This window comes from Methylosinus sp. is20ea, from assembly GCF_059718135.1.
In genome coordinates, this window is record NZ_AP046088.1 from 2,793,290 (window position 1) to 2,806,128 (window position 12,839).

Here is a 12,839-nt window from a genome sequence, read left to right on the forward strand (position 1 = left end):
GCAGGGCCGGATCGCCCCTTCTCGACAAATCGCCTCTTTGGCTTCATGAGGGGGCGCATGTTCCGCCCCTTCGTCGACGATTTCCTCGCCTGCCTGCGCTTCTACTCCCGGCTGCCGGTTCCGGCCCCGCGGGGGCATGAGATGCCGGATTTCCGCACCGCCGTGCGGGCGCTGCCGCTCGCCGGCGCGTTGATCGGCCTCGCTCCCGCCTGGGTCCTGCTCGCCGCCCGCGCAATCGGCCTGCCGCCCTTCCTCGCCGCCACGCTGGCGCTGGCGGCGCTCGTCGCCGTCACCGGCGCGCTGCACGAGGACGGGCTCGCCGATCTCGCCGATGGTTTCGGCGGCGGCGCGACGCGGGAGGAGAAGCTCGAGATCATGCGCGACAGCCGGCTCGGCTCCTATGGCGCCGCCGCGCTGACGCTCTCGCTGCTGCTGCGCGTCGGGGCGGTGACGGCGATCGCGCAGCGCGGCGGCTTCGAGGCGGCGACTGTGCTGATTTTCGCCGCGGCGCTCTCCCGCACCGCGGGGCTGGCGCCGATCATGATCCTCGCGCCGGCGCGCGCGGACGGCGCCGGCCACGCCGCCATGCGTCCGTTCAAGGAGGCGCTGCAGACGGCGGCGCTGCTGGCGAGCGCCGTCTCCATTTTGCCGATCGCGGCGGGCGTCTCGCCGCTGACGGCGCTCGTCGCCGGCGCGCTGGCCGTCGGCGCGGCCTATGCGACGGCCAAGCTCGCCGAGCGGCAGATCGGCGGCCTCACCGGCGATGTGCTGGGCGGCGCGCAGCAGGCGGCCGAGATCGCGGCGCTGCTGGCCTTTTCCACCGGCGGCTGAGGCCGAGCGCTCAGACGTTCGCCGCTTCCGCCATGCGCGCCGTCGCGCGCCGCACTTCATCGACGGCGGAGAGCAGCGTCTCGACGCCGGCGCCGGGGCGCACCGCCTCGCCGGCGAGGCGCCGGCGAAAGGCGCGCGCGCCGGGCCTGCCGGCGAAGAGGCCGAGCATATGCCGGGTCATGTTGGAGAGGCGCTCGCCGCGTCGCAATTGCGCCTCGACATAGGGAATGAAGGCCTCGACCGCCGCGAAGCCGTCGGCGAGCGGCGCCGCTTCGCCGAACAATTGCGGATCGACCGAAAGCAGAAGCTCCGGCTCGTGATAGGCGGCGCGGCCGATCATCACGCCATCGACATGGGCAAGATGCGCGCGCATCTCTTCCATGGTCGCGATCCCGCCGTTGATCGCAATGGGCAGATCGGGAAAAGCGCGCTTCAGCTCATAGACGAGCCCATAATCGAGCGGCGGAACGTCGCGGTTCTCCTTGGGCGAGAGGCCGGAGAGCCAGGCCTTGCGCGCATGCGCGATCAGCGCGTCGCAGCCGGCGGCGACGACGCGCTCGGTGAGCCCGAACAGAGCGGCGCGCGGTTCCTGATCGTCGACGCCGATACGGCATTTGACGGTGACGGGGAGGGCGACGGCGTCTTTCATCGCTTTCACGCAATCGGCGACGAGATCGGGCCGCAGCATGAGACAGGCGCCGAACGCGCCGTTCTGCACGCGATCGGACGGGCATCCGACATTGAGATCGATCTCGTCGAACCCATAGGGCTCGGCGATGCGCGCAGCCCGCGCCAGCTCGGCCGGATTGGAGCCGCCGAGCTGCAGCGCGAGCGGACGCTCGGCCGCGTCGAAGCCGAGCAGCCGATCGCGATCGCCGAAGATCACGGCGCCAGTGGTGAGCATCTCCGTATAGAGCCGCGCGCGGCGCGACATCAGCCGATGGAAGGAGCGACAGTGACGGTCGGTCCAGTCCATCATCGGCGCTACGGAGAATCTAACATCCTGAACTTTCAGCAATTGCTCTTTACTCTCGAGGCCGTGGCCCGCATCGTATGCGCTCTCTCGCACGCCTCGATACGACACTTTTTGCTCCTTTTCGACTTCTCAGTGCAGGCTTTGTCGCGCGGCGGAAGTCCTGGGCGCCCGTCGATCGACTCCCGACCGGCGATTGCGCGATTTAGGATATGAGATCGACGCGGAATGGCTCGATCGCGCGTATGCGCTCTCGATCTTCGGGACGCGCGAAGCCCGTCATTCGCGCCGGCGGGTCAGAAGGGGAGCAGCGTGACCACCATCCTCGGACTCAACGCGTACCATGGCGACGCCTCCGCCTGCCTCGTGCGCGACGGCGCCATTGTCGCCGCGGCCGAGGAAGAGCGTTTCCGGCGCATCAAGCATTGGGCGGGATTTCCCTCCCGAGCGATCGGCTATTGCCTCGAGGAAGGCGGCCTGACGCTCGCGGATGTGGATCATGTCGCGGTCAATTCAGACCCGAAGGCCAGCCTCTTCAGGAAAATCGGCTATGCGCTGAAGACCCGCCCCGATCTTTCGCTCATTATCGATCGGATCCGCAATCAGACGAAGCGGCGATCGATCGAAGCAGAATTGGCGCGCGCATTTCCCGGATCGGCCTTCGAGGGCGAGATGCACCGCATCGAGCATCATGTCGCTCATGTCGCGTCGGCCTTCCTCGTCTCGCCCTTCGAGCGCGCGGTCGTCTTATCGGTGGACGGGTTCGGCGATTTTTCCAGCGCCGCATGGGGCATGGGCGATGGAAACCAAATCTCGATCGATGGACGCGTCTATTTTCCGCATTCGCTGGGCATTTTCTATCAGGCGATCACGCAATATCTGGGCTTTCCCCATTATGGCGACGAATACAAGGTGATGGGCCTCGCGTCCTATGGCCGGCCGGAGCGCCTCGAGGCCATGCGTCGCATCGTGCGGCTCTATGACGATGGCTCGTTCGCGCTCGATCTCACCTACTTCCGCCATCACAAGGAGAAAATCGCCTATGACTGGTCGGGCGGCATGCCGCATGTCGGCGAGCTGTTCGGCCCGGCGCTCGAGGATTTGCTCGGACCGGCGCGCCGGAACGACGAGCCGCTCGACGAGCGTCACCGCAATATCGCCCGTTCGGCGCAGGCGATGTATGAAGAGGCGTTCTTCCATATTTTGCGCAAGCTCCATGATCGATATCGACACGCCGATCTCGCGCTCGCCGGCGGCTGCGCCATGAATTCCGTGGCCAATGGCAAGATCAGGCGGATGTCGCCGTTCAATCGCGTCTATATTCAGTCTGCGGCCGGCGACGCGGGCGGCGCCATCGGCGCGGCGATGCAGGTGTGGAGCGAGCTGGGCGGCGAGCCGACTGCGAGCGCTCTGGCGGGAGACAGGATCGCTGGACGAAAGATCATGGATCACGCATATCTCGGCCCCGATTGCGATGATGCGGCGATCGCGGCGCTGCTCGCCGCGCGCAGCGAGGAACTGGCCGAGCAGGGCTGTGTGGTCGAGCACATCGACGACGAGGCCGCTCTTTGCCGGCGCACGGCCGACGCCATTGCGGATGGCCAAGTCGTCGGCTGGTTCCAAGGACGGATGGAATGGGGCCCGCGCGCGCTCGGCAACCGTTCGATCGTCTGCGATCCGCGCCGCGCAGACATGAAAGACATACTGAATCTCAAGATCAAGCGGCGCGAGAGCTTTCGTCCGTTCGCGCCGTCGATACAAAGGGAATGCGTCTCCCACTGGTTCGAGGAAGACGGCGACGTTCCGTTCATGATGCAAGTATTTCAGATCAGGGTGGAGAAACGTCCGCTGATCCCCGCCATAACCCATGTCGATGGTTCGGGACGACTACAGACCGTTCATCGCGAAACCAATCCGCGCTACTGGCGGCTGATCGAAGCATTCCGCGTGAAAACCGGGGTGCCGATGGTGCTCAACACCTCCTTCAACGAAAATGAGCCTGTCGTGTGCAAGCCGGAGGAGGCGCTCGATTGTTTCTCGAGAACGAAGATGGATGTGCTCGCGCTGGGCAATAGCTTCATTCGGCGAATTGGTTGAGGCCTGCGTCGAGCGCCTCCGCGCCTCTGGCCTCGTTTTCACGAGCCCGCCTCTCGTCGCTCCTGCCGCATCTCATCCAGCAGATCGAGATATTTTGCCGGGACGCTGTCCCCGCCGAATTTCTCGGCGGTGGCGCGCAGCGCCGCAAAGTCCGCCTCGTCGTCGAAAGCCGCGCGCAATTTGTCCGCTACGTCCCGCGCATCGCGCTCGATCGTGAAGGGCTCGCCGATGGCGTCCATAGCGTCAATCGGGATTTGAAGGTCATTCCCGGAGGCTTCGCCACCTGCAATTCGCATGGCGATGCGACGCTGCGGGGCGATGGCCCGGCGATCGCCCCGCTACTCGAGGATGGTCGTCTCGCCGGGATCGACCCGCACACCTATTATGATTTCCGGTGGTATCCTTTGACCAAGGGCCGCCAATTCTCGGCGCAGAACTGTTTCGACTGCATCAAGACGGCCATGGGCCTCCCGCGCGACATCGATTTCTACGCGACCGAATATAAAATTTCGAAATCGGACGGCTGGGCGTGTAGATGGACCGGCGCCCGAATATCTTCGATAGCGAGCCCATTTTGGCGCTCGCCGAGCAATCTTGCAGCGCCAATTCGAAAACGCCGGGTGCGAATGCGCGGGTTCGGCGCGATCTTGCATGATGTGAGACACGCGCGGTAATGGCGCGTGTCTCCGACATCCTCGACGAATGATCGGGGAGAGCGTCACATGAATGCTTCGAATGGAGAGCGCCGGAACGAGAGAGCTGTTTCCGGCTCGATCGCCTATCTCGTGTCGGCGCGCTATTTGCGAAAAACGCGTTCACGGCGAATCCGGCTCGTCGATTTGCAAGACGTCCATTCGATCGCTACGGGAGCTGAACGACTCTTTGCTGTCCAGGCCCGCGACGAGAGTCGGAGGGATGGAGCCGTGTATTTCGCTTATTCCTCTGCAGCGAGCTGTCTCGCATCGGCGAGGGCCTTTCCGGCGAGACCGATGAAAGAGAAGGCGGCTAGGATCATGATCGTCGTGTCCAGTCGGGACTGACCTTCACGCATTGTCTCGTCGACCCCGAACGCTTGCGCGACGAGAGGCCAAGCGACCATGAGTATGCGGAACTCTGTCGGGCCGAGCCCGATATAGGCCATCGGCCGCGCGCGTTGCGCGATCGTGCGGACGTAATTATAGGCCGAGAACAGCAGATAGCAGGCGAGCACGACAAACGCCGATCGAAAAGAAAGAAATGGCGAGGCGCCGAACATGATGATGACGAGGGCTTGCGACAGCAGGTCGTTGGTCTGGCCGATGACCTCCAGCCGCGGACGGATCACATTGCGGCGACGGGCGAGCGGGCCGTCGAGCGTCATGCCGAACCAGTTGAGCAGAACGCCGACCGTCAGAAGCGACAGCCATGCAGGCGACCAGCGGCAGCCGATGAGCGCCGCCGCGGCGACGACCGCGCCGAAGACGCCGATCTTGGTCAGTCGCAGCGGCGTGACCGACGGCGGCAGCGCCGAGAGGATTCTCTCGACGAGCCATTGCTCGCTCGCGGCGAGAAAATTCTGATGAGGCCGCTCGCTTTTGTCGCAGAGAAGATACGCCACGCTCTACTCCATTTCTCGTTCTTCGTCTCGGGAGCCGCTCTTCCCTTTGTTCGTGTCGCGCTCGGCGCGTTGTTTGGAAGCGTCAGAATGTGAATCCGACCTGCACGAGGCCTTTCGCATGCCGGTCATAGGCGGTGGCGCCGTCGGCATCGTTCACGCCCGTGTAGCTGCGATGCTCGTGGCTCTATCGACGACGCTGCCGCTCGTCGGATCGGCGAGCGCGAAACAAGGCATGCCGAGTACCGCCGCTAGGGCGGTCGGCGTAGATGAGGCGCTTTGCAGAGCGGAAAGCTCGGCGCGTCGCCGCATCGGGTGATGTCGCGACATGGGTGATGTCTCGACCGCTTCCAGCGACTCTGCGTTTGGCTCCGGGAGGTGAACGAAGCTCATAGATAAACCTTGTTGCGAATGGAGCCGAGATGAGCCGAGCAGTTTTCGAACGTCATGGCTCCACGAACCGGGGGCGCTGCGGACACGGGATCGACGTGCGTCATCATATATATATGAAATATATTACGTAGCAGCATTATGCATTGTAGAAAGATGATGCAAATCGGCAGAAAAAAGATGCAAATTGGGCGAAGACACGGCAGCTGGCGGGTTGGTGCGGTGTTCTTGCCGTCCATTGCATATCGTTAAGGCACGGGTCTTGATTTCGAGTTGGAATCCAATAGTGACTCGGCCGCAATATTGGAGGGTCTGTTCGGCTGCTGGGCATTTTCGCAAGTGTTGCGCGATTCTGTCTCGGTTTTGGTCCGTGTCGGCGCCTAAAGTTTTCCATTGACGTCATCCCGGAGGATTCGCAATGTAACGAATATAAATGTCGTTGGGCCCGCGCTTTCGCGGCGCGTGGCCGGAAGCGGAGCTCTCGCGACGCGCGACGCTCTTCACATTCGGTTGCCGCTGCGGGCGGGAGATTCACAAAATGCAGATGGAATGGTTGTCGATGGCGATCGATTTCGGCGTCATCGGCCTTTTGGCCATGCTCAGCGTCATTGTCGTCGCCGTGGCCCTCGAGCGTCTCTTTTTCTACCGCGCGGTCGACATCGCCACTTTCACCAGCGTCAAGGCGCTCGAGCTGGACTTGACCAAGCGGCTCGTCGTCATCGCATCCGTCGCCGCCAACGCGCCTTATATCGGTTTGCTCGGCACGGTCCTCGGCATCATGCTGACGTTCTACAATATGGGGCTCGACTCCTCGGCGGATGCCAGCAAGATCATGGCCGGCCTCGCGCTCGCGCTCAAGGCGACCGCCGTCGGGCTGGTCGTCGCGCTTTTATCGGTCGTTTCTTACAACGCCCTGCTGCGCAAGACGAAGGTGCTGATGCTGAAATGGGAGATCGCCAATGGATGAGAAGCCGTTCGAGACGCTCAACGTCATTCCACTCGTCGACGTCATGCTGGTGCTTCTCACCATGGTGCTGACGACGGCGAATTTCATCGCGACCGGGCGCATACCCGTCGCCTTGCCTCATGCCGCGCAGACACAGGTCGAAAAGCAGAAGGACAGGACGATCGATCTCGCCGCGGACGGAAGCGTCTATCTCGATAGCGGCATAGTGACGAAGGATGAATTGCAGAGCCGGCTCACGGGGCTGCCGCCGGATACAGCCTTCCTCATTCGCGCCGATCGCGGGGTCGCATTTCAGAGCTTCGTCGACGTCGCCGACGTTCTCAAGCGGATGAACTTCGCCAAAGTCGCCGTGCAGACGAAAAAAAGTCCGAAATGAAAGGCGTCGCTATGGTGTTCCCGGCGGCGAGCGCTTCCGCGAAGAAAGCGAGATCGACGCGCAATTTCACGATCTATCACGGTCTGGCGGCTTCCCTCGTCTTGCACGCCTGCATATGCGCGCCCTTTGTGCTGCCTTGGTTCGAGACGACGGAAGAAGAGCACTCGATTCTCGTCTTCGAGATGGACGGTCTTCTCGCCGATGAGCAGGCCGACGAAAAGCTGCAACAGGATACTGCAGGCGAGACGCAGCAGAACGCGCAGAGCGCGACGCAAGCTCGCATGGCGCAAGCCGTCGAGCAACGCGAGCAGACCGACGACGGCGCCGAGGCGAGCGCCACGGCGGTCGCCTCGCCTTCTCCTACGCCTTCGAAGTCTGATCCTGCCGGCGCCATGAATGTGACCGGCGCGCAGGAGCAGCAGATCGCGCGCACGCTCTCGCGGCGCGCCGAAACCGAAGAGGATCGCATTCGCGCCTATATTCGGCAGTTGTCGAAGAAGATCCACTCGCGGCTCGTCTATCCGGAGGAGGGACGTCGCACCGGCCTGCGTGGTGTGGCGAAAGTGTCCTTCGCCATTCTGGCGACCGGGCAAATTCGACAAGAAACTCTGAAGGTCGTTTTCAGCAGCGGCCAGGAGCGTCTCGACGCCAGCGCCTTGAGGACGGTGCGATCGAGCGCGCCGTTCGGACCTCCGCCGAGGGAGATGAATGTGGCGATCGACGTCGTCTTCGGCCCGTCGTAATGATCGAGGAGAGCGTGTGATCAGGACGTCGAGAGCACGCAGGCGCTCGTCCGGTCAGCCCTGCCGACGTGCGCTCGTCGAAGTCCCGCGCCGCCGTCGCCCTACGCGCTCGGCATGCGTCGAGAACGAAAACTCCATCGACCGCTAAATCCGACTGTCCCCGAGATTAGGGACGCCTCCCATCGATTTACACTAGAGCGTTTCCAGCCGAAGTGGACGCCAATTCGGCGTTGGAAACGCGTCAAGACAAAAGCCTAGAGTCTTTCCCTGTTTCCATGAAACGTGAAAAGACTCCAGGAAAATTTTCGTGGCGGAGGCGTCTGATGAGCGACTGTTTCGGCTCTCTGGGTCGCCGCGTGTCGGCGTCGTGGCTTACGAGGCCTGCTCGACGAGATCGAATACATCCGATTCTGTTTTTGCCGTGAGCTCGGCGGGCGCCTCGCTGGAGTTTGCGGGCAGGCGCGTCACATCGCTGGTCAACGGCTCGATATCGAGACGCGAGCCGAAGAGCGAAGTAATTCTTTTGGCTACGATCGCCCAGTCGAATTGTTCATTGGCTATAGCGCGCGCCCTCGCGCGTATCGCAGCGCCTCGATCCGTCTCCCAAATGCGAGATTGCAATAAGGCGCGCAACTCGCTCTCGTTCTGCGCCGCGACATGCCATCCCTCGGCGGCGACGCCGCGCGCGCCGAACTCATTCGCCACGATGAGACATCCGGCGGCCATATAGTCGAACAGCTTCAAATTGGTGCCGCCGCCCGAGAACAATAGCTGCAGGGCGAAATCGGCCGAGCTCAACAATGCGATCTTGAGGTCTTCCTCGACGAAATCGAACCACAGCTCGTCGAAGGGAACCTCGGCCCAGCCGGTGCGGTCCGCCTGTGCGATGGAGCCGATCAAAGCGACGGCGCCGTCGAATCCGGCTTGCGCCAGCAATTCGCGCGATTTGATGTAGGATTCGACATTGGGTCCATAGCCGCTGCCCAGGAAAACCGCCAGAGCTTTGTCGCCGATCTGCAACTTGTCGCGAAGCTCGGCCCGACTGGCTTCGTCCCAGACAGGATATTTCGAGCAATCGACGCCATTGGGCGCGACAGCGACGATGCTTCGCGGCACGTCATACAGCTCGGCCATGCGGTCGGCGTCGCTTTCGCTCACAGCGGTGACGAAATGGGCCTCACGGCAGGCCATTCTCTCCGCATAGTACACCGTGTCCTGGAAGGAGACGATTTGCAACTCGCCCAATCCGCCACGAAAATGTTGTTCCTTTATATCGAACTCGACGTTGAACGACTCGTATATCTTGATCGCGTTCCGTTTCGCGAATCCGAAGCCCAACAGCGCGAGATAGGGGTGGGACGAGATAACGACGTCCGCCGCGCCTATGATCTGCCGCGCCTCACGCACAAACTCGTCCGTCAAATGATACTCTCTGATGCAGAGAATGTCGTGAGCGAGACGTCTCGTTTTCTCCAGAATGTGCCAGAAGTGGTGCAGATCCCCCTCCGCGGCCGGGAATACGATCACGTCGAAGCGCTCGGCGAGCTTGTAGCGCCTGATGTGATCGCTCTGCCGATAATCATAGGCGATGAGCGTGACGTCGTGCTCCTTGGCGACATTCTTATAGACGGATAAATACCGTGTTTGTCCGCCGTCGCGGACCGGGGTGATGTCGAATGTGGAAAGGACAACGATCTTCATCGACGTATTCCCTTCAAAACATCGACGATCGCTCCAGCGACGCGATCCCAGTCGAAGCGAGAAGCAGCGTCATTCGCTTTTGACGCGAGGCGGGAACGCAGCTCTGAATTGGTGGCGAGCTCTCGAAGCCCCTGAGCGATCGAGCTCACCGACAAGGGATCCACGAGAACCGCGGCGTTCCGCGCGATATCCTGCATGCTGGTTTCCTGTGAGGTCAACACTGGCACGCCGCAAGCCATAGCCTCCAGCACTGGCATGCCGAATCCTTCATAGACGCTTGGATAGGCGACGAACATGGCTCCCGAATAGAGCGCCGATAGATCCTCGTTGTCGACGCCGCTCAGCACTTTCACATGTTCCGAGAGCCCGCTGCTTCTGATCAATCTCATCAATTCGTCATATCCCCAACCGTGGGAGCCGACGATGACCAGCGCTGGCGGCTTGTCGACGCCGCGACGAAACTCATCATAGGCCATTACCAGACGAACGTGATTCTTGCGCGGCTCGAGGGTTCCCACATTGAGAATATAGTTTCTGGGCAGAGCGTATTTCGCGAGCGCGGCGTCGACCGCGGAAGGCGGACGCCGCTCGATCGCGCCGGGCCCGATCCATGTGGTCGTCAGGCGTTCCGCGTCGACGCCTACATTGGCGATGATGTCATTGCGGGTCGTGTCGGAATTGCAGAAAATGTGATCGGCGCGCTTGAACACGTCGAGGACGTTCGCGAAATTTTCGATCGCGTCCTTGCCGAAGAAATTCGGAAACAAGACTGGGATCACGTCATGCGCCCAGCTCGCCAGAGCGAGGCCGGGAATCGCGATCGGAATGAAATGATTCGCAAAATAGACGCTTGCGCCGAATTCGCGGAGCTCTCGGCCCAGTTCCTTCAAATTCAACGCTCGCCGCTGCTCGATCGCGGCGTGCACGACGCTGCTGTAGCGACGGTCGAAACGCCCGTCCGCAAGGCGATAGACGAGCTTGCGCCGGATGCGCACCCCGATACGGGCGGTGTCGACCCGCGGGAAGAATTCGAGCGGGATTTCAGCGTCTCCATTCGTCCAACGCCAAGCGGCCTCCGGCTCGTGATAGCCCGTTGCCAGGCGGGCGTCGTCGAAGGAAAATTCGCGTGATCCCTGCTCCGATTCGATGACGATCCTGTCGATGGCCACTCCGAGAGTGCGGGTGTCGGGCAAATTCAGCGTGTCGAGGGGGCGCGCCGCGCGGCTACGCAGATATATCGCATGCCGCGGGACGGCGCCCTCGTAGTGGAACCATAGCCCGTCCGGCGTCGATGTTTCAGTCGTCGGCGCGACTTTCCCGTCGACCTCGAAACGCGCGCGCGTCTTGTTGGTGAGAAGCGAATAGGCGCCGGAGGGTTTCAGGACGCTGCGATAGATCACCCGCGGGGTGAAGGATAGCGCGGACATCGCATCCGCCCGCACCTCTCCGAAAAAGGGATCGGCGACAAAAATGAACTCGACATCGGGGGCGACTCTGGCGGCGGCGTTCAGAAAGCCGACCGATACATTGAATATTCCGCCGCTGATCGACTGCTGAAAGGCGCCGGCGTCATATGCGATGATCATGCGTTCAACCCCGTGGAGATGTCGACGAACCCCTCCAAGAATGAGAGCCACTTTCTCGCGGTCGCTTCGGAGTAGAAATCTGTCGCTCGATTGGCCTGCTCGCGAACGATGTCGTTGCGTAATGTCTTGTCACGACGCAAGAGCTCGACGTAGCCGGCAGGGATTGCCGGGTCGAGCGTATCGAATTTGATTCCGGCAGATCCCATCGTCTCGCCCACCGCCGTCCCTGCATAGGCCAGCACGGGACAGCCGACGGCGAAGGCCTCGAGCACTGGCACCATGAAGCCTTCGTGCTCGCTCAAGGAAATAAACGCGTCGGCCGCGGCGAACAGGGTTTTGACTGCGAGCCCGCTCGCGTTCTGATAAATCTTGGTGTCCGACAATACGCCTCCCTGCACCGCCCGTCCGAGCAGCGCATGGAAATATTCGTCACCCCATATTTTTCCTGCGAGATGTAGCGAGGCCGACCGTCCGAAGAGCTTCTTATAGGCCGCCAGAGTGTCGATCAGCAGATCATGCCGCTTATTGGGCACGAAACGCCCGACGAACACGATATTGACCTCGGACGCGGCTTTTATATCGAAGTATAATTCATTGTCGAGTTCAGGCGACCCGAAGAATGCGTCGTTGAAAAACACCGGGATAGTCGCTGGATATCGAAAGCCGAACTCTTTCAGCTCGGCCGAATTATAGTCGGAGACGCCGACGCCTTTCTCGAATGCGCCCGCGAAACGCCGCAACTGCGCGCGCGAGTGGTCGCACATGTCCCCCAGCCAGCTCATGGAGCCTTGACCACGAAAAAAATGGCCCGGCGTGACATTGTGATAAACGAGAACCTTTCTGACAGGCAGATCCAACAAATGTTCGAGTTCGTCATTGTAAAAAGAATAATGCAGTAAGAGCAGATCTGTGTCCTGCCAAGCTATGCGCTTCAACATGGACGTCGAGAGCGTCGCATAATCGCTATTCGCGATAGTGGAATCGGAACAGGCTACATAGGAAGCTACCCCGCGATCCCGAAGAGTCTGATGCAGGGCGGAAATCGAGGCGCCGATCGCGTCGGCGCTAATTACTGAGGGATGATATTGAACAACACGTGACATTCATCCTCACCAGGCAGATATTTCGACATCGAGACACCGAGGCCGGAGACGGCGGCCCTTCCGAAATCCCGGCCCGCCCGATCGAGCCGAAGCATGTTGCATTCCGTCGCTTCGGAGAAACGACGTCTCAACCAATCGAACTGCCCTTGTCCGCCGACGAGCCTGAGCGCGGCAGAGGCTCGAAAACCTTCATCTGCTGCTCGAATTGCTGTGTGACGCCAGCGACCACGGCTTCGGCCACGTCGTTCATTTCCTGTTTCGCGTCCTCGAGGGCCTGCTGCAGCGTCTCTCTCTCACGCCGCAGGCCGTCCACTTCTCCGCCGACTTTGGCGATTTCCGTCGACAGTCGATCTATGGTCGAAGAGAGAGTGGTGATCTGCGCGGAAATCTGCGCGGAAAATTTGAGGAGGTAGTTTCTCTGCTCGGTCAAATGGAACAGCAACGAATCCATCGTCGAAACGCTGCCCGTGAACGAAAG

General features: G+C 61.5%; 12 protein-coding genes. 5 read left to right on the top strand and 7 right to left on the bottom strand.

Translation table 11 applies throughout. From position 1 onward, the window contains the following. Nucleotides 1-57: 57 nt before the first annotated feature. On the top strand, nt 58-831 hold the full coding sequence (gene cobS, locus AC6IY7_RS13070; RefSeq protein WP_497779669.1) for an adenosylcobinamide-GDP ribazoletransferase: 774 nt from the start codon (nt 58-60) through the stop codon (nt 829-831). Between the two features lie 10 nt (nt 832-841). Here the strand turns inward: cobS and dusA are convergent, their stop codons facing one another. Next, nucleotides 842-1,810 (bottom strand): tRNA dihydrouridine(20/20a) synthase DusA, encoded by a 969-nt coding sequence (dusA, locus tag AC6IY7_RS13075; RefSeq protein ID WP_497779670.1) that lies wholly within the window; start codon nt 1,808-1,810, stop codon nt 842-844. 306 nt (nt 1,811-2,116) lie between these two features. On the opposite strand from dusA, the gene AC6IY7_RS13080 reads away from it, so the two are divergent. Continuing rightward, a complete protein-coding gene (locus tag AC6IY7_RS13080) occupies nt 2,117-3,901 on the top strand; it encodes a carbamoyltransferase family protein (RefSeq protein WP_497779672.1) in 1,785 nt (594 codons plus the stop codon). Nucleotides 3,902-3,939: 38 nt separating this feature from the next. Here AC6IY7_RS13080 and AC6IY7_RS13085 read toward each other — a convergent pair whose 3' ends face one another. Both AC6IY7_RS13085 and AC6IY7_RS13090 read right to left on the bottom strand, forming a co-directional pair. After that, a complete protein-coding gene (locus AC6IY7_RS13085) occupies nt 3,940-4,140 on the bottom strand; it encodes a hypothetical protein (RefSeq protein ID WP_497779673.1) in 201 nt (66 codons plus the stop codon). A 695-nt stretch (nt 4,141-4,835) separates the two neighbouring features. After that, nucleotides 4,836-5,498, bottom strand: coding sequence for a CDP-alcohol phosphatidyltransferase family protein (locus tag AC6IY7_RS13090; protein ID WP_497779674.1), 663 nt, complete (start codon nt 5,496-5,498; stop codon nt 4,836-4,838). A 925-nt stretch (nt 5,499-6,423) separates the two neighbouring features. Between AC6IY7_RS13090 and exbB the strand changes: the two genes are divergently transcribed. The 3 genes from exbB to AC6IY7_RS13105 are packed head-to-tail and all read left to right on the top strand — an operon-like array spanning nt 6,424 to nt 7,971. Then, nucleotides 6,424-6,852 carry a TonB-system energizer ExbB gene (exbB, locus tag AC6IY7_RS13095; RefSeq protein ID WP_497779676.1) on the top strand — a complete coding sequence of 143 codons (429 nt, stop codon included), beginning with the start codon at nt 6,424-6,426 and terminating at the stop codon, nt 6,850-6,852. Continuing rightward, nucleotides 6,845-7,228 carry an ExbD/TolR family protein gene (locus AC6IY7_RS13100; RefSeq protein ID WP_497779678.1) on the top strand — a complete coding sequence of 128 codons (384 nt, stop codon included), beginning with the start codon at nt 6,845-6,847 and terminating at the stop codon, nt 7,226-7,228. The genes exbB and AC6IY7_RS13100 overlap by 8 nt, the downstream gene beginning before the upstream one ends. Next, nucleotides 7,225-7,971, top strand: coding sequence for a TonB family protein (locus AC6IY7_RS13105; RefSeq protein WP_497779679.1), 747 nt, complete (start codon nt 7,225-7,227; stop codon nt 7,969-7,971). Before AC6IY7_RS13100 ends, AC6IY7_RS13105 begins: the two co-directional genes overlap by 4 nt. A gap of 372 nt (nt 7,972-8,343) precedes the next feature. Here the strand turns inward: AC6IY7_RS13105 and AC6IY7_RS13110 are convergent, their stop codons facing one another. From AC6IY7_RS13110 to AC6IY7_RS13125, 4 genes are all read right to left on the bottom strand, one after another. Next, on the bottom strand, nt 8,344-9,672 hold the full coding sequence (locus AC6IY7_RS13110) for a glycosyltransferase (protein WP_497779680.1): 1,329 nt from the start codon (nt 9,670-9,672) through the stop codon (nt 8,344-8,346). Beyond that, a complete protein-coding gene (locus AC6IY7_RS13115; RefSeq protein WP_497779681.1) occupies nt 9,669-11,258 on the bottom strand; it encodes a glycosyltransferase family 4 protein in 1,590 nt (529 codons plus the stop codon). The genes AC6IY7_RS13110 and AC6IY7_RS13115 overlap by 4 nt, the downstream gene beginning before the upstream one ends. Beyond that, a complete protein-coding gene (locus AC6IY7_RS13120) occupies nt 11,255-12,361 on the bottom strand; it encodes a glycosyltransferase family 4 protein (protein WP_497779682.1) in 1,107 nt (368 codons plus the stop codon). Before AC6IY7_RS13120 ends, AC6IY7_RS13115 begins: the two co-directional genes overlap by 4 nt. 127 nt (nt 12,362-12,488) lie before the next feature. Continuing rightward, a complete protein-coding gene (locus tag AC6IY7_RS13125; protein ID WP_497779683.1) occupies nt 12,489-12,812 on the bottom strand; it encodes a hypothetical protein in 324 nt (107 codons plus the stop codon). Nucleotides 12,813-12,839: the final 27 nt, after the last annotated feature.